The 15,458-nt window shown below is 70.5% G+C and carries 13 protein-coding genes; 8 read left to right on the top strand and 5 right to left on the bottom strand.

Annotated elements, in window-relative coordinates:
- Nucleotides 1-316 precede the first annotated feature (316 nt).
- Together ACT3T5_RS10465 and ACT3T5_RS10460 are read left to right on the top strand one after the other, a co-directional pair.
- A complete protein-coding gene (locus ACT3T5_RS10465; RefSeq protein ID WP_444577211.1) occupies nucleotides 317-1,747 on the top strand; it encodes an MFS transporter in 1,431 nt (476 codons plus the stop codon).
- A gap of 43 nt (nucleotides 1,748-1,790) precedes the next feature.
- Entirely contained in the window at nucleotides 1,791-2,654 is an 864-nt protein-coding gene (locus tag ACT3T5_RS10460) for a PhzF family phenazine biosynthesis protein (RefSeq protein WP_444577212.1), read from the top strand.
- Between the two features lie 13 nt (nucleotides 2,655-2,667).
- Here ACT3T5_RS10460 and ACT3T5_RS10455 read toward each other — a convergent pair whose 3' ends face one another.
- A complete protein-coding gene (locus ACT3T5_RS10455; RefSeq protein WP_444577213.1) occupies nucleotides 2,668-3,207 on the bottom strand; it encodes a VOC family protein in 540 nt (179 codons plus the stop codon).
- Between the two features lie 117 nt (nucleotides 3,208-3,324).
- Here ACT3T5_RS10455 and ACT3T5_RS10450 point away from each other — a divergent pair, with 117 nt between their 5' ends.
- The 3 genes from ACT3T5_RS10450 (at nucleotide 3,325) to ACT3T5_RS10440 (ending at nucleotide 8,131) form a co-directional block, all read left to right on the top strand.
- Nucleotides 3,325-5,571 carry a dipeptidyl-peptidase 5 gene (locus ACT3T5_RS10450; protein WP_444594296.1) on the top strand — a complete coding sequence of 749 codons (2,247 nt, stop codon included), beginning with the start codon at nucleotides 3,325-3,327 and terminating at the stop codon, nucleotides 5,569-5,571.
- 1 nt (nucleotide 5,572) lies between these two features.
- Entirely contained in the window at nucleotides 5,573-6,082 is a 510-nt protein-coding gene (locus ACT3T5_RS10445) for a hypothetical protein (RefSeq protein WP_443351192.1), read from the top strand.
- A 102-nt stretch (nucleotides 6,083-6,184) separates the two neighbouring features.
- Nucleotides 6,185-8,131, top strand: coding sequence for a serine hydrolase domain-containing protein (locus tag ACT3T5_RS10440; protein WP_444594295.1), 1,947 nt, complete (start codon nucleotides 6,185-6,187; stop codon nucleotides 8,129-8,131).
- A 120-nt stretch (nucleotides 8,132-8,251) separates the two neighbouring features.
- Here ACT3T5_RS10440 and ACT3T5_RS10435 read toward each other — a convergent pair whose 3' ends face one another.
- Entirely contained in the window at nucleotides 8,252-8,740 is a 489-nt protein-coding gene (locus ACT3T5_RS10435; RefSeq protein ID WP_444594294.1) for a glutathione peroxidase, read from the bottom strand.
- 392 nt (nucleotides 8,741-9,132) lie between these two features.
- Between ACT3T5_RS10435 and ACT3T5_RS10430 the strand changes: the two genes are divergently transcribed.
- Nucleotides 9,133-10,791, top strand: a complete 1,659-nt coding sequence (locus ACT3T5_RS10430) for an HNH endonuclease (protein WP_444594293.1) — start codon at nucleotides 9,133-9,135, stop codon at nucleotides 10,789-10,791.
- 23 nt (nucleotides 10,792-10,814) lie between these two features.
- Here the strand turns inward: ACT3T5_RS10430 and ACT3T5_RS10425 are convergent, their stop codons facing one another.
- Nucleotides 10,815-11,780 carry an aminoglycoside phosphotransferase family protein gene (locus tag ACT3T5_RS10425; protein WP_444594292.1) on the bottom strand — a complete coding sequence of 322 codons (966 nt, stop codon included), beginning with the start codon at nucleotides 11,778-11,780 and terminating at the stop codon, nucleotides 10,815-10,817.
- Nucleotides 11,781-11,890: 110 nt separating this feature from the next.
- On the opposite strand from ACT3T5_RS10425, the gene ACT3T5_RS10420 reads away from it, so the two are divergent.
- Both ACT3T5_RS10420 and ACT3T5_RS10415 read left to right on the top strand, forming a co-directional pair.
- The gene (locus ACT3T5_RS10420) at nucleotides 11,891-12,628 is read left to right on the top strand and encodes a glutamine amidotransferase (RefSeq protein ID WP_444577220.1); all 738 of its coding nucleotides are present in this window, start codon (nucleotides 11,891-11,893) and stop codon (nucleotides 12,626-12,628) included.
- Between the two features lie 212 nt (nucleotides 12,629-12,840).
- A complete protein-coding gene (locus tag ACT3T5_RS10415; protein WP_444594291.1) occupies nucleotides 12,841-13,722 on the top strand; it encodes a glycoside hydrolase family 25 protein in 882 nt (293 codons plus the stop codon).
- Nucleotides 13,723-13,762: 40 nt separating this feature from the next.
- Here the strand turns inward: ACT3T5_RS10415 and ACT3T5_RS10410 are convergent, their stop codons facing one another.
- Both ACT3T5_RS10410 and pdxH read right to left on the bottom strand, forming a co-directional pair.
- On the bottom strand, nucleotides 13,763-14,503 hold the full coding sequence (locus ACT3T5_RS10410; RefSeq protein WP_444594290.1) for a DsbA family protein: 741 nt from the start codon (nucleotides 14,501-14,503) through the stop codon (nucleotides 13,763-13,765).
- A 213-nt stretch (nucleotides 14,504-14,716) separates the two neighbouring features.
- Nucleotides 14,717-15,430 carry a pyridoxamine 5'-phosphate oxidase gene (pdxH, locus tag ACT3T5_RS10405; RefSeq protein ID WP_444594289.1) on the bottom strand — a complete coding sequence of 238 codons (714 nt, stop codon included), beginning with the start codon at nucleotides 15,428-15,430 and terminating at the stop codon, nucleotides 14,717-14,719.
- Nucleotides 15,431-15,458: the final 28 nt, after the last annotated feature.

Raw genomic sequence — 15,458 nt, 5'->3', positions numbered from 1 at the left:
CACACTGTGCGGGAGGTCCGTCGCGCGGTGCTTACCAGTCGGTTACAGCAGATTCCGCTCTGGCCATGACCTGCTGACCTGCGTCGATGAGGCGCTCGAGGGGGCGTCCGGTGGCGACTCGTCGAGAAACTGCATAGCGTGACCTCGTTTGCGACGGCGTGCGCCGCTGGTTCGAAGGGCGGATCCGTCGTGCACGCTCGCAGTCCGATGGTCTCCTGCCGTCGGCCGCTCCTGACCTCGTGGGTGCTCTCGCTGCGCCGTCAGGAGCGCCGCCACGACGTGCCCCGGCACGTGCGCGAAGAACGGGAAGTCCCCTGTGACGACATCGACCACCCCTGATCCCACGCCCTCCGAGGGCACTCCCTCCAAGGGCACTGCCTTCGAGGACCTCCCTCCCCGGCGCACCATCCGCCAGGCCGTCGCCGCCTCGGCGATGGGCAACGCCACCGAGTGGTACGACTACGGCGCCTATGCCGTCGTCGCCACCTACATCGCGGCGCACTTCTTCCCCTCGGGCTCCGAGGGCCTCTTCTGGACCTACGCCTTCCTGGCGATCTCCTTCATCGCCCGCCCCTTCGGCGGTTTCATCTGGGGGCCGCTCGGCGACCGTCTGGGCCGCAAGCACGTGCTCGCGCTGACGATCATCCTGATGTCCGCGGCGACCTTCCTCATCGGTGTGCTGCCGACCTACGAGCAGGTGGGCATCCTCGCCCCGATCCTCCTGGCCGTGCTCCGCATGATCCAGGGCTTCTCCACCGGCGGCGAGTACGGCGGCGCGGCGACCTTCATGGCCGAGTACGCCCCGGACAAGCGTCGCGGCCTGTACGGCAGCTTCCTCGAGTTCGGCACTCTGGGCGGCTTCGCCCTGGGCACCGTCGTGGTGCTGGTCCTGCAGCTGATCATCGGCGAGGATGCCATGGCGGCCTGGGGCTGGCGCGTGCCCTTCTTCGTCGCCGCCCCCTTGGGCCTGATCGGTCTCTACCTGCGGTCCAGGCTCGACGAGACCCCGGTGTTCCAGGACCTGGAGGAGGCCGGCGAGTCCGAGGAGAGCGCGACCGGCGGTCTGCGCGACCTGATCCTGAAGTACTGGAGGCCGATCCTCGTGATGGCCGGCCTCGTGATCCCGCTGAACATCGCGAACTACACCCTGCTGACCTACATGCCCGGCTACCTCGAGACGAAGATCCACCTCACTCCGAACGAGTCGCTCATGGTGATCCTCATCGGCGAGGTCGCGATGATGGCGGTGATCCCATTCTGCGGATCGCTGTCGGATCGGATCGGCCGCAAGAAGATGTGGTGGTTCTCGATGATCGGCCTGTTCGTCATGGCCCTGCCGATGTACATGCTGATGGGGCAGAGCTTCGGTCTCGCGATCCTGGGCTTCGCGGTGCTCGGACTGCTGTACATCCCGCAGCTGTCCACGATCTCCGCGACCTTCCCGGCGATGTTCCCGGCGCATGTGCGCTTCGCCGGCTTCGCCGTCACCTACAACGTGTTCACCTCGATCTTCGGCGGCACGGCCGCGCCGCTGAACGAGGCGGTCGTGGAGTCCACCGGGTTCCTCGAGTTCCCTGCGGTGTACGTGATGATCGGCTGCGTGGTCGGCATGATCGCCCTGCTGTTCCTCAAGGAGACCGCCGGCGCCAACCTCAGCGGCACCGACATCCCGGAGTCCGATCCCGAGGACTACGGCATCGAGGTCATGCTCGCGGAGGACAAGGCCCTCGACGACGCCGGTCGTTGAGCCGCCTGATCCGGCTGACGGGCGCGGTGCGAGACTGATCGTCATGTCTCCCACCGCGCCCGTTCCGCGTCGCTTCCTCCAGCTCGACGTCTTTGCCGATCGTCCCCAGCGCGGCAATCTGCTGGCCGTCGTGCTCGACGCCGATGATCTGAGCGAGGAGGACATGCAGCGCGTGGCGCGCTGGACCAACCTCTCGGAGACCACGTTCCTCCTGGCGCCGACCACGGACGCGGCCGACTACCGGGTGCGGATCTTCACCCCGTCGGGCGAGCTGCCCTTCGCCGGGCATCCCACCCTCGGCACCGCGCGCGCCTGGCTGTGGGCGGGCGGCGAGCCGTCCGGGGAGCAGATCGTGCAGGAGTGCGAGGCGGGGCACATCGCGGTGCGCCGTGACGCGGGGCGGCTCGCGTTCGCCGCCCCGCCGCTGCGGCGCAGCGGCCCACTCGACGAGGTCGACGTCGTCCAGCTCGCGCAGGCGCTCGGGGTGCCCCGTTCCTCGGTGCTGGCGCATGCCTGGGCGGACAACGGGCCGGGCTGGCGGGTGCTCGAGCTGGAATCCGCCGAGCAGGTCCTGTCGCTGGTCCCGGACCTCGCGGGCATGGCGGACGCGAAGCTCGGAGTCCTGGGCCGCCACAGTCCCGCCCTCACCGATCCCGTCGGCACCGACCCGCTCTACGAGGTCCGCGCCTTCACGCTCGGTGGCATCGAGGACCCCGTCACCGGCAGCCTCAACGCGGGCATCGCCCAGTGGCTGGTGGGCCGAGGGCCGATGCCCGCACGATGGACCGCCGCGCAGGGCACGGTGCTGGAGCGCGTGGGACGCATCGACGTGCAGGTCGGGGCCGACGGGACGATCTGGATCGGCGGCGTCACCGTGCTCACCGTGGAGGGCTCGATCCTGGTCTGAGCCTCCGCGGAGCTCAGGGGCCCCTCGGCGGGGCCAGCTGCTCCATCGCCCGACAGATCGTCGCATGCACGTCGCTCTCGCCCTCCCGTGCCGCGACCGCTGGGTCCCAGTCCAGCGGTGGGGCGTCGGCCTCCTCCGGACCGAACAGCCACCACACGTTGTGCCACGGGTCCTGGAACCGCGCGATCGTCGAGGCGTAGAACGGCGAGACCTCCGTGATGATCCGGCATCCGGCGGCACGGGCACGCCGCAGCACCTCGTGAGGGTCCTCGACATTGACCTGGAGGAGCGCTGGGGTGAAGGGCCAACCGGGCTTGGAATCGACGACCATGAGGCACGAATCGCCGATCCGCGCCTCGGAGTGGATCAGGAGACCATCGGTATCCACGGCGTGGGCCTCGGGCGTCTCGACGGCGTCGAGCACCGCGCCGAGGAACTCGTGGAAGCCGCGGGCCCCACCGGGACCGGTCACGGCGGCGAAGGCGTTGAGACTTCCGTAGCCGCCGCTCAGCCGGGAGATCGGGGTGATCACGGAAGGGGTCGATGTCGTCATGGGGCGAGCATCCCTCGCGGGGCGGACAGGGCCTGTCCGCGAACTGGTGCGGCCCGGAGGCCGTCGGCCGTCCACATACGGCAGATGCCGACGCGCTCCCATGCATACCCTGTCCTCATGGTGACGACGCTTCCGTACGGGTCCTGGCCCTCGCCCATCTCCGCCGAGCTGCTCGCCACCGGCGGCACCCGGCTCGGCACGCCGCAGCTGGTGGGTGATGCCCTCTGGTGGACCGAGGGCATCGCGACGGAGGGCGGTCGGCTCGCGATCGTGCGGTCGCCCGGCCCCGTCGCCCTGCCACTTGCCCCGCCACTCGCCGAGCATGGCGCCGCCCCGGCAGATATCTCGTCGGCCGATCCCGTGACGGTGCTGCCTGCGCCGTACAACGCACGGTCCCGGGTGCACGAGTACGGCGGGACGAGCTGGGCGGCGCTGCCCGGCACGGAGACTCCTGCCGCTCCCGACGGCGCCGAGGAAGCACCCCTGGTCGTCTTCGTGAACTTCGAGGACCAGCGTGTCCACGCCTTCCGGGAGGGCGAGCAGCCGCGACCGCTCTCACCCGTCGGCCCCGAGGTCACCAGCGCGCACGGCCCCTCCCTGCGGTGGGCCGACCCGACCCCGGTCCGGCTCGCCGACGGCACCGACGAGGTCTGGTGGGTCTGCGAGGACCACACCGGCGGGGAGCAGGGTCCGCGGACCGGCGCCGACGGCGCACCGCACATCGAGCGCTATATCGCCGCCGTGCCCCTGGACGGCTCGGCCGCCGAGGACCCGTCGGCGATCCGTCGGGTCACCCCGGCGTCCCGGTTCGTCGCCCATCCGCGGATCAGTCCGGACGGCTCCCAGATCGCGTGGATCAGCTGGGAGCACCCGCGGATGCCGTGGGACGGCACCGAGCTCCACGTCGCCCCGCTGCTGGCAGGGAGCGCCGGGGAGGGCCGGACCGTGCTCGGCGACGCCGAGACGTCCGTGCTGCAGCCCGAATGGCTCGACGACGAGCGCCTGCTCGCCATCTCCGATGCGTCGGGCTGGTGGAACCCCTGGGTCTGGACGGCCGACGACGGCGCCCGGCAGGTCCTCGAGCTTGACCAGGAGTTCGCCGGGTCGATGTGGTCGCTCGGCATGACCTGGTACCAGGTGCTCGATGCCGACACGGTGCTGGTGCGGTACGGACGCGCCGCGGACGGCCTCGGGATCCTGCGGATCGGCAGCGGGGACCTGCAGCCCCTGGAGTGCCCGCTCACCTCGATCGCCGGGATGCAGCTGCGCGAGGACGGGCTGCTGGTGCTCGCGGGCTCCTCGCTGACGCAGTTCGCCGCGATCAGCATCGCCCGGCTGGACCTGTCGGGGGCATCGACCGCTGCCGCGCCAGCCGGACCCGGGCCTGCTGCCGCGCCAGCCGGACCCGGGCCTGCTGCCGCGTCAGCCGGCCCCGCGCCTGCTGCCGCGTCGAACTCCACCGCGCCTGCGCTCTCCCCGCTCACGGTCCTGCGCTCCTCCCGCTCCGACGCACCCGATCCGGCCGTGCTGCCCACGAGCGAGAGCATCGAGGTGCCGCTGCGGAACGATCCTGACGGCGGCGTGGTCCACGCGATCGTCCACCGCCCCCACCAGGAGGGCCTGGCCGGGCGGGAGGGGGACCTGCCGCCCTTCATCGCGCGGGTGCACGGTGGCCCCACCGGGCATGTCCCCCCGGTGCTGCACCTGCCCACCGCGTACTACACCTCCCGCGGGCTCGGGGTGGTCGACGTGAACTACGGCGGCTCGACCGGCTACGGCCGCGCCTACCGCAATCGCCTGCGCAGCCAGTGGGGAGTGGTCGACGTGGAGGACACTGTCGCGGTCATGGAGCACCTGGTCGCGGAGGGTATCGCCGATCCGGGGCGGCTGGCGATCGAGGGCGGCAGCGCCGGTGGGTGGACCACGCTGGCCTGCCTCACACGCACCGACACCTTCGCTGCCGGTGCTTCGAGCTTCGGTGTCGCCGAGCTCGAGAAGTTCCGCCTGGACACCCACGACTTCGAATCGCGGTACATCGACGGTCTCGTCGGCCCGTACCCGGAGCGGAAGGACCTCTACGTCGAGCGGGCCCCGCTCCACCACGTCGACGAGCTCGAGGTGCCGGTGCTGCTGCTCCAGGGCGACGAGGACCGCATCGTGCCGCTCAGCCAGTCCGAGCTGTTCCGTGATGCGCTCGCCGCCAAGGGGATCCCGCACGCCTATCTCCTGTTCGAGGGCGAGCAGCACGGGTTCCGCAAGGCGTCCTCGATCATCCGCGCCGCCGAGGCGACCCTGTCGTTCTACGGGCAGGTGCTGGGTTTCAGCCCGCCCTGCGTGCCGGTGCTCGAGCTGGAGCGCGGCTGAGATGACCACGTATCCGCCGCAGAGCGTCCAGGTCCGGCCGCCCGTGACCCCGGCGATCGCGCTCGCCGTGATCGCCGGGGTGCTGGGGGTCGGTGGCCTGCTGGTCCAGCTCGCCACGGTCGTGCTGCCCCTGACCGCGTTCGAGGACCCTGAGCCTGCGGCCTCGATGGTCCTCGGAGGGCTCCTGCTCGTCGGCGGCCTGATCTCAATGGGGCTCGGGCTCGCGCTGCTGATCCTGTCGATCCTGGTGGTGGTCCGCGGGCGCGGGCTCCTGCGTCGCGGCGGGATCGTGCTGATCGTGGCCTGGGCGCTCGGCGTCACCGTCAACGTCACCACGAGCAGCGACCCCGCCTCGATGTCGGACGGCGTCGCCGGCCTGATGCAGGTGGCCGCCATCCTGGGGATCGTCGTCGGGGTGCTGCGATCCCTGCTGATGCTGGTGGGGGCGGGCATCCTCGCCTACGGCATCTCCGGCCTGCGCCGGGGACCAGCGGGGCTCCCGACGCGCTGACCGGACGTGACGCTTGCCACATCGTGACGCGGCTCGATAGCGTGGCTGGCGGCCCGCGCCGCACCTCGTCGGCTGCGGGCGACCCTGATGCGAAGGAGCTTCATGGACCACCGGATCACCCGTCGGACCGGACTGACGGCCACCGCCCTGGCCGCGACGACCGCCGCAGTCGGCCTCCCCGCCGCGGCCTACGCGGCAGGCGACCCCGCCCCGCACAAGAGCAGTCCCTCCGCGGAGTCCGCCCGCTCCGCCCCGACCTGGCGTCACGGGGAGCCGCATCGCCACCCCTGGGACCGCCGTGGATCGAGCACGACCCTGCGCGAGGTCCAGCCGGGCGACGTGGGCCTGGACGCCGAGACGCTCGAGGAGCTGCCCGGAATCGTCCGCGCCGGGCTCGAGTTCGACCCGCCGCGCTTCGCCGGGGCCTCCGTGCTGGTCGCCTCTCAGGCCGGGATCGCCATGGAGCACGCCGACGGCTATGCCCTGCGCTGGAAGGACGCGAGCAAGGAGCTTCCCGAGGACGAGTGGATCCCCGCGCGCACCGACACGATCTACGACCTCGCCTCGATCTCGAAGATCTTCACGGCGACCGCCGTCATGCAGCTGGTCGAGAAGGGCGTACTGGCCCTCGACGACACCGTCTCCACCTATCTCCCGCGGTTCGCGGAGAACGGCAAGGCGCAGGTCACCGTGCAGCAGCTGCTCACGCACGTCGGCGGCCTGCCGGCCTTCATCAACCTCTACTCCGCCTATCCCGATGTGCCCTCGCGCCTCGATGCGGTGCTGACCGTCGTCCCGGATACTCCGGCGGGCACCAAGTACGTCTACAGCGATCTGGGCCTGATCACGCTCGGGCTGATCGTGGAGAAGCTCTCCGGGCAGACGCTCGACGTGTACGTCCGCGAGCACGTCACCGAGCCCCTCGGGATGCACGAGACGATGTACAACCCGCCTGCTGACCTGCGCGACCGCATCGCCGCGACGGAGTATGTCGAGTACTACGGGTATCTCGTGCACGGGCATGTCCACGACGAGAACGCCTACTCCCTCGGCGGTGTCGCCGGCCATGCGGGCGTCTTCTCCACGGCGCGCGACCTCGCCGTGCTGGGGCAGATGTTCCTGGGCGGCGGGCGCTACGGGGATGCCCGGATCCTCAAGGCGGCGACCGTGCAGGACATGTACACGGACCGCATCGCGGAGATCACCGGGGTGGGCGGCGCGCGGCGCGGGCTCGGCCCGGAGCTGGAGGCCTGGTTCTATCACGCGGGCCTCACCAGCCCGTACAGCGGGACGCACACCGGATTCACCGGCACCTCGCTGGTCATCGACCCGCTCACCGACACGATCGTCATCATGCTCGCGAACTCGGTGCACCCCACGCGCGAATGGTCGAGCACGTCGGCCACCCGACGGGAGGTCTCGACCTGCGTGGCCCATGCGCTGGGGCTCGTGCCCGAGGGGCTGCGCTCCGGTGGATGGCGCGCCGGCGAGGAGGACGCGACGACGGCGACGCTGACCGCCGCGGTCGACCTGCCCGCGTCCGGAGCGGTGCCGGAGCTGGTGGTGGACCTCTTCGCCCACCTCGAGACCGCGTACGACGTGCTCGCCGTCGGGGCCTCGCAGGACCAGGGCTCGACGTGGATCCCGCTCGCCGGCACCCTCGAGGCGAAGCATCAGGAGAGCGTCGCGGTGCCGGACGGCCAGATCACCGGTTGGGGTCGGCGGCTGCGGTGGAACGGCGTGTTTCCCCTGGTCGACGGGTCGGGACCAGGTGGCTCGGACTCCGGCGGCTCGGAGTCCGGCGGCTTGGAGTCCGGCGGCTCAGACTCCAGCGGCTCAGTGGGTGACGGACCGGATTCCAGCTCGCTGCCGGCGCTCGGTGGCGAGGTCCAGATCCGCCTGAGGATGACGACCGACACCGCGACTCGTGGGCTCGGCGCCAGGATCGGGCGCATCCAGGTGGCCGACGGGCGCGACACGCTCCTGGATACGGATCGGGCCGCCGACCGCGAGCAGGTCGTGGCCGACGGGTGGGTCGACGCCGGCTGACCGCTCCACGGCGGGCACCGCTGCCCGATCGACGGCCCTGCGTGCAGGCGACGCGGGGCCGTCGGCAGCGTCGTGCCGTGCCGTGCCGTGCCGTGCCGTGCCGTGTGGAGTCGTCCCTGGTCAGGCTGAAGCGGCCAGGGCCTTCTCGATGTCGTCGGCGATGTCCGTCGGCTCCACGTCCGAGGCGTAGCGGCCCAGCACCGCCCCGTCGCGCCCGATCAGGAACTTGGTGAAGTTCCAGCCGATGTCCCCGGCGGGGATGTCGCCATGCGGTCCGGTGAGCCACTGGTACAGCGGGTGCGCCCCGTCGCCGTTGACCTCGACCTTCGCGAACATCGGGAACTCGACCCCGAAGTTCACCGAGCAGAACTCGGCGATCTCCGACTCGGTGCCGGGCTCCTGGTGCATGAACTGGTCGCAGGGGAAGCCGAGAACCATCAGGCCCTTCTCGTGGAAGCGCGCGTAGAGGTCCTGCAGTCCTGCGTACTGCGGGGTGAACCCGCACTTGCTGGCGGTGTTGACCACCAGGACGGGGGAGCCCGCGTAGTCGGCGAGGTCCTTCTCGTTCCCGGTGATCGTGGTCGCGGTGAAATCGGCGAGTGTCGTCATGGGTCCCATTGTCGCCCTCGAAGCTGGAGAGGGGAGGCGTCTGGCCGCCGTTCCTCCCCACCCTGGTGTTGTCCACAGTGCGTCCCGGAATGCGTGGACGTCGAGCCCTGACGTGCATAATGCGGCCAATCTGCTCGTGGTCCCAGTATTGACCTTTCCTCCCCAGGGGGTGGTTTTCCACAATGTTCGTCGTGACATTGTGGAGAACTTCCTGACGGAGTTTTTCGGAGTGTAAGGCCGGGAGTGTTTGTGCAGGTAGGTGGCCTGTTCGAGGGCCTTCTGTGCGGGCCTGCCCTGTCGGCCTGAAGGTGGCCTGGAGGGCCCTCGAAGAACTTATCCACATTTCCTCTGGGCTCCTTTCGTCTGTCGGAGAGGCGCGGAATACTAGGGGCATGTCGGCGACGAACAGCACTATCGGTGATGCGGAGAGTTCCTCGAACCATCCGTGGTCGATCGATGCTGTGCGGGCCGGCGGCATGGATGCTCTGGCGCAGCTGCTCGGCGACGTGGGCTTCCTGCTCGAAGCACTCGCGAAGGATCCGGGCGATCTGTTCGAGACGCAGGGGATGGCGCGCGGCGGCATCACCCATCTCATGGTGTCCGAGCAGGTGATCAGGGGCGCGCAGGATGCGCTCGAGGCTCGCACGGTGGTGGCGCTCGCTGAGGTGACCCGTCGGGATCGCCTGGCGGAGGCGCGCGACGAGGCGGCCCAGGAGGATGCCGCCGTCCGTTCGTCGACGCTCCTGGACAAGCAGGCCGACGGGCGCACCCGCCGGGACCTGTCCCTGATCACGCGGTGCTCCCCGTCGGCCGCGGGCAGTTCGCTGGCGTCGGCGCGACGACTGGTCGCCTCGATGCCGAACATGCTGACCGCGATGGCGGAGCGGAAAGTGTCCTCACGGGCCGCCTACGCGGTCGCCGGCTCGGTGTCGGTGCTCGACGGTGCGCAGTGCCGGGAGGTCGACGCGATCCTCGGCGAGAGGCTGCCGTCCCTCGACGGTGCCGGAGTGAGGAGATGGCGGGATGAGGCCGCCGCCGCGATGATGGATCTGGATGCCGAAGGGGCGCTCCTGCGGCATCGCCGGGCGCGGAAGGGTCGAGCGGTGACGATCATCCCGGGCGATCACGGCATGGCGGATCTGCACGCTCATCTCCCGGCTATCGATGCTCGGTTGCTGCACAAGCGCCTGTCGCTGGAGGCAGAGCGCCGCCGCGCCGAGGGCGGCGACGTCGGCCACGGCGCACTGATGGCGGATGCTCTGGTCGACACCGTTCTGGGCCGTGACGGAGCGATGGAGCAGGTGGAGCTGGACCTCGGCGTGATCATCACCGATCGTGCCCTGTTCCGGCCCGACGCCGGCGATCCCGCGCACATCGAGGGATACGGCCCCGTCCCGCCGGAGGCGGTGCGCGAGCAGCTGCGGGCGGCGGTCGCGCCGCGGCGGGCCGAACCTGGTGCGGAGCACGATGGCCCCGATCCGTACGGTGAGGACGGGCCCGCCACGCGCGCCACCATCCGCCGCTTGTTCACGCACCCCACCACGGGAGAGCTGGTGGCCGTGGAATCCCGTGGCCGCGCCTTCCCTCCTGCCCTGGAAAAGTTTCTGACCTGGCGTGATACATCCTGTCGTGGGCCGTTCTGCAATGCGCAGTCGCGGCAGAACGACCACATCAGACCCTATGCGCAAGGCGGCCCCACGAGCCTCGACAACGGGCAGGACGCCTGTTTGCATTGCAACCAGAAGGAGAACGACGCGCTGGCTGTCGAGTGCGTCGACGATCTTGAGAATGCGGGGCACCGGGTGGCGTGGACCGGTCATTCCGGTGTCACCCGCGTGACCGCACCGACACCGCTGAGTCGTCCACCTCGACCGTCACCGGCCGGCGATCAGCCACCGGGTCCGGCAGGCGCAGCGGGCCCGGACGAGTCCGCACCGGGCAATGCTGACCCGAACGCGCTCGCCCAGGAACCACCTGCTGGGATCGAACGAGGGAGCGCAGCAGCTGACCCCGAAGGCGCCCGCCGACGAGATAGAGGGACCGATCCCTGATCGATACGGTCGGGCAACGCCCCTCACGCCACGCCGTCGGCCGCCAGCCTCAAGGCCGCCTGCGCCGCGCCGTCCATGACTCCGGCCTCCTGCACGCAGCGAGCGAACAGCCACTGCCGGGCCCTCACCGGATCCAGGCCGGTCAAGCCCGCCATCCGCTCCGCGAAAGCGCCTGGCTGCGAGGTCACCCGCTCCGGATCGTTGAGCATGTGCTGCAGCAGGTCGTAATGCGGATCGCCCACATACGGCTTCGGATCGATCAGCACCCACTCCCGTGCCGCCCCCTCACCGCGCGCGAGCACGTTGGACGGATGGAAGTCGGTCGCCAGCAGCACCTGGTCCCCGTCCCACTCCAGCGGCAGCAACCGGAACAGAGCCAGTCCGCGGTCGATGACATCGCGGGGGAGCGGGGAGCGTCCGTCGTCCGCGCGGGCCTGCGCCTCATCCGCCCACCAGGCGCACATGTGCGACAGCGGGCGGAACTGCGCAGCCTCCGCGGCGGGCAGCACGGCCTCGGGACGGAACCACATCTCACGCAGCAGCCCCGCAGCCACCTCGTCCCGTTCCGGCCAGGTCAGCAGGTCGGCGAGGGGCGTCCCGGGAAGCACCTGCTCCATCAGCAGCAGCGACGTCGGCCCCTGCAGCTCGCTGCGCAGCACCCGGGCCGCGCCGCGTCCCTGCCACGCCGTCATGCCGGCTGCCTCGTCCCGCGATTCCTCATGTGCCCATGCGACCTTCAGGACCAGCTCCGTGCCGTCACGGTCCTGCACCGGCGCGACCCATGCGGCTGACCCTCCGGGGGAGAACGGCGCCGACGCCACCAAGGACCATTGCGTCAGCACTGTCGCCACGACCTGCGGCAGCTCGGCCCTCCACGCGGCCACCCCGGGATCGTCGTTCGACGCGAGGAGTCGCGGCAGCGCGTAGCCGGCGACCGTCGATCCCGACGGCGCGGCGTCATCACCTGTTCCGGCAGCGGACTCGGACATGGGGATCTCCTTCGGCGGTGCACCGCGCGGGCAGGGCGGAGCGGGGCGGACTCGGCTGGCAGGGGGTCAGTCTGGCAGGGCGGCCCAGCCCGGGCCGTTAGCATTCTTGCGTGAAACCGTTCGTACAGATCGCCACCCGCCCCGAAGACGACGTCGCCCTCACCGAGAGAGCCGCGGTGCTCGACTTCACCGGTCTGCGCGAGGACGAACTGATCTGGGCGCGCCTGGATCGTGAGCCGTTCCCGGCGCTCTCCGCCGACGATATCTCCGGCATCATCCTCTGCGGCAGCCCGTTCACGGTTTCCGAACCCGACGATGCCAAGTCCGACGCCGAGAAGCGCGCCGAGCGCGAGATCTTCCGGGTCCTCGACCAGGTGATCGCCGAGGACATCCCGTTCCTCGGTGCCTGCTACGGCATCGGCACGCTCGGCACCCACCAGGGTGCCGTCATCGATCGCACCTACGGCGAACCGCTCGGAGCCGTCGAGGTCACCCTCACCGACGCCGGCCGTGAGGATCCCCTGATCCGTGAAGCCGGCCTGCCGGGGGCGTTCACCGGACTCGTCGGCCACAAGGAAGCGGTGCACACCCTTCCCGACCACGCCACGGCGCTCGCGTCCGGGCGCACGGCACCGTTCCAGATGTTCCGCGTCGGCACCCGCCAGTACGCCACCCAGTTCCACCCCGAGCTGGACATCCCCTCGATCATCGAGCGGGCTCGTGCCTATCGCGACCACGGGTACTTCTCGCCCGACCAGATGGAGGACATCTTCACCGAACTCCAGAGCGAGCGGGCCGACGAACCGCCGAAGCTGCTGCGCGCCTTCGCCACGCTCTTCGCCCGCTGACCGGACTGTTCGGACGGGACGTCTCCGACAAGTCCCCTCGGACGAGTCCGCTCCGACAGGTCCGCTCCGACAAGTCCTCTCCGTCGGAGCACCACGCGAGGAGCGTCGCTGCGAGGATGCTCTGAGAGGGCGTCCCTGGACAGTCAGGGAAATCGCTTCCTCGCGGCACGTCCTCCCCGAGTGGGAGCACTCGCTCCGGTAGCGTCGCGCCCGTGCCCCGATTCACTCCTGAGCAGGTCCGACGCAGACAGCTCGTCGCTGGCGTCCTCGCGCTGACCCTGCTGCTGGTCCTCGGGGGCTGCACCGCCGCGCTCATCGGAGCGATCCGGGGCGACGGCGCGGCGAGCGGCACCACCCAGCGCGAGCCCTTCCAGGCCGACGACGACGCCATGACCGTCGCCATCACTCCCGGCGATGCGGCCGCGCTGGAGAACCTCCCCGGCGACATCACGCTCGGGGCCGACGAGACCATGGGTCTGGACGTCTCCGCCCATCAGGGGGAGATCGACTGGGCGAAGGTCTCCGCCGACGGGTTCACGGTCGCGTACATCAAGGCCACCGAGGGCACGGGGTTCACCGACGCCACGTTCCAGCAGAACTGGGACGGCGCCCGGGCCGCCGGTCTCACCACCGGCGCCTATCACTACTTCACCTTGTGCTCCTCCGGCGCCGAGCAGGCCGCGGACTTCCTCGCGGCAGCACCACCGGACGATTCCGCTCTTCCCCCGGCCCTCGACCTCGAGTTCGACGGGGCGTGCGAGGACCGTCCCGGCGGCGTCGACGCGCAGACCGAGCTCGATGAGTTCACCGCTGCCGTGGAGAAGGCCTGGGGGCGCCGCCTGCTCATCTACTCCTCCTCGGACTGGCGTCAGCACTACGGGCTGCCGGTCACCGACCCCCGCCCCGACTGGCTGTACTCGGAGCATGCCCGGCCCGCGCAGGCCGATTGGGCCGTGTGGCAGATCCGCTTCGACGGCAAGGTCTCCGGCATCTCCGGCGGAGTGGATATCGACGTCGTGCGCGCCGAGCAGGTGCGCCGCGATGCAGAGATCGCCGAGGGCGACGGCGCGATCTCTCATGCCGAGAAGGAGTAGCGCGCAGCGGTAGGGCGTCGCCGGCAGACGGCCGGGTGGTTCAGGCCGCCTCGATGGCTTCCTTCAGCGACCCGGCCTCGGCGGCGTCGCCGGTGAAGTCTTCTCCGTTGATCAGCACGGCGGGCGTGCCCGCGGTGCTCTCGCGGGCCTCGGGCTCGACGACCTGCTGGACCCAGGGGATGTAGGTGCCCTCGTCGACGCAGGAGCTGACGTCGGCGCCGGTGGCCTCGCCCACCAGGTCGGTCAGCTCCTCATCGGTGAGGCCCGACTCCCCGGGCTGGGAGTCGAACAGCGCCGTCTCCGCTGCGAACCACGCCGCCGGGTCCGCATCCTCGGAGTATGCGCAGATCGCGGCGTTCGCGGCGCGGCTCGAATAGCCGGCCGGGGAGGAGTTCGGGTCGAGCATGGGGCGGGGGTGCAGACGCAGCGTGATCTCGCCGTCCTCGGCCAGCTGCTGGAGATCCGCGCCCTGGGCATCATGGAAGGTGGCGCAATGGGGGCACAGGAAGTCGACATAGACGTCGACGACGGGGCCGTCGGCCGCGGTGCTCAGCTCGAGGTATGGCGCGTCGGCGTCGACCCCTGGGGGCAGGGCCAGGCCTTCTGTGCTCGAACCCGAGCCCGCGGGGACCTCCTGATCCGTGCGGCCGCTGGTGTACAGCACTCCGCCGACGACCAGCCCGATCACGACGAGGAGCACGAGACCCAGGCACGCGATCGCGGCGATGATGCCCACGATGAGCGGGGTGCGGGAGCGGGGCTGGGACGGGGAGCCGGTCATACCGGAAATCCTACCCAGGGTGCCCGAAGGGGCGCCGCGTGCGGGCTGGAGACGGAGCGGGCCGGGCTCGACAGCCAGAACCGAGCAGCCAGAACCGAGCAGCCAGAACTGAGCAGTCAGAACTGAGCAGTCAGAACTGAGCAGTCAGAACTGAGCAGTCAGAACTGAGCAGTCTGGGCTGCGGGGTCAGGGCAGCGGGCCGGAAAGGGGTGATCACGGCTGCAGCCGGTGCCGCACCCAGATGCCGTCTGCCCCGAGCGCATAGGCGATGCGGTCGTGGAGGCGGTTCTGCCGGCCCTGCCAGAACTCGACGCGCTCGGGGTGGATCCGGAGGCCGCCCCAGAAGTCCGGGCGCGGGATCACCTGCCCGTCGAACCGCGCCTCAGCCTCCGCATACTGCGCATCGAGCTCGGCCCGCGACCCGATCTCGCGGGACTGGTGCGAGGCCCAGGCACCCAGCTGCGAGCCGCGCGGACGCTGCACCCAATAGGCGTCGGACTCACCCGCAGGTACGGGCTCGACCCGGCCCTCGATCCGCACCTGCCGCTGGAGCGGATACCAGGGCAGCAGGAGCGCCGCGCGAGGGGTGATGTCGAGTTCTTCGGCCTTGGACGAGGCGAGATTCGTGTAGACGACGAATCCGCCCTCGTCGTGCCCTTTCAGCAGCACGGTGCGCGAGCGTGGTCGCGGGGAGCCGTCGGGATCCAGCGCCACGGTGGAGAGCACCACGGCCGACGGGTCCGAGAGGTCGCCGTGCTCCTCGCGCCGGGCGAACGCCTCGTCCATCCAGACGTCGAACAGGGCCAGCGGGTCCTCCGGGGCGTCATCGGCCAGCGACCCGGAGAGGTAGTCGAGGCGCTCCGCGGAGAGACGGTGGTCGACAGGGTAGAGGTCGCCAGAGGGGATGTCGGCGCGACTGTCGGTCATACCCGTGATCCTAGGACTCCGTGGGGGA

The organism is Brachybacterium sp. AOP3-A1-3 (assembly GCF_052378285.1).
In the GTDB taxonomy this organism is placed as follows: Bacteria; Actinomycetota; Actinomycetes; order Actinomycetales; family Dermabacteraceae; genus Brachybacterium.
This window is presented reverse-complemented; position numbering and strand designations above follow the sequence as displayed.

Bases quoted from the DNA above. Each gene is read 5' to 3' on its own strand.
- pdxH (WP_444594289.1), bottom strand. From the start codon at position 15,430: ATGACCGACAGTCGCGCCGACATCCCCTCTGGCGACCTCTACCCTGTC.
- ACT3T5_RS10435 (WP_444594294.1), bottom strand. From the start codon at position 8,740: ATGACGACACTCGCCGATTTCACCGCGACCACGATCACCGGGAACGAG.
- ACT3T5_RS10410 (WP_444594290.1), bottom strand. From the start codon at position 14,503: ATGACCGGCTCCCCGTCCCAGCCCCGCTCCCGCACCCCGCTCATCGTG.
- ACT3T5_RS10445 (WP_443351192.1), top strand. From the start codon at position 5,573: ATGACCACGTATCCGCCGCAGAGCGTCCAGGTCCGGCCGCCCGTGACC.
- ACT3T5_RS10440 (WP_444594295.1), top strand. From the start codon at position 6,185: ATGGACCACCGGATCACCCGTCGGACCGGACTGACGGCCACCGCCCTG.
- ACT3T5_RS10430 (WP_444594293.1), top strand. From the start codon at position 9,133: ATGTCGGCGACGAACAGCACTATCGGTGATGCGGAGAGTTCCTCGAAC.
- ACT3T5_RS10425 (WP_444594292.1), bottom strand. From the start codon at position 11,780: ATGTCCGAGTCCGCTGCCGGAACAGGTGATGACGCCGCGCCGTCGGGA.
- ACT3T5_RS10450 (WP_444594296.1), top strand. From the start codon at position 3,325: ATGGTGACGACGCTTCCGTACGGGTCCTGGCCCTCGCCCATCTCCGCC.
- ACT3T5_RS10455 (WP_444577213.1), bottom strand. From the start codon at position 3,207: ATGACGACATCGACCCCTTCCGTGATCACCCCGATCTCCCGGCTGAGC.
- ACT3T5_RS10460 (WP_444577212.1), top strand. From the start codon at position 1,791: ATGTCTCCCACCGCGCCCGTTCCGCGTCGCTTCCTCCAGCTCGACGTC.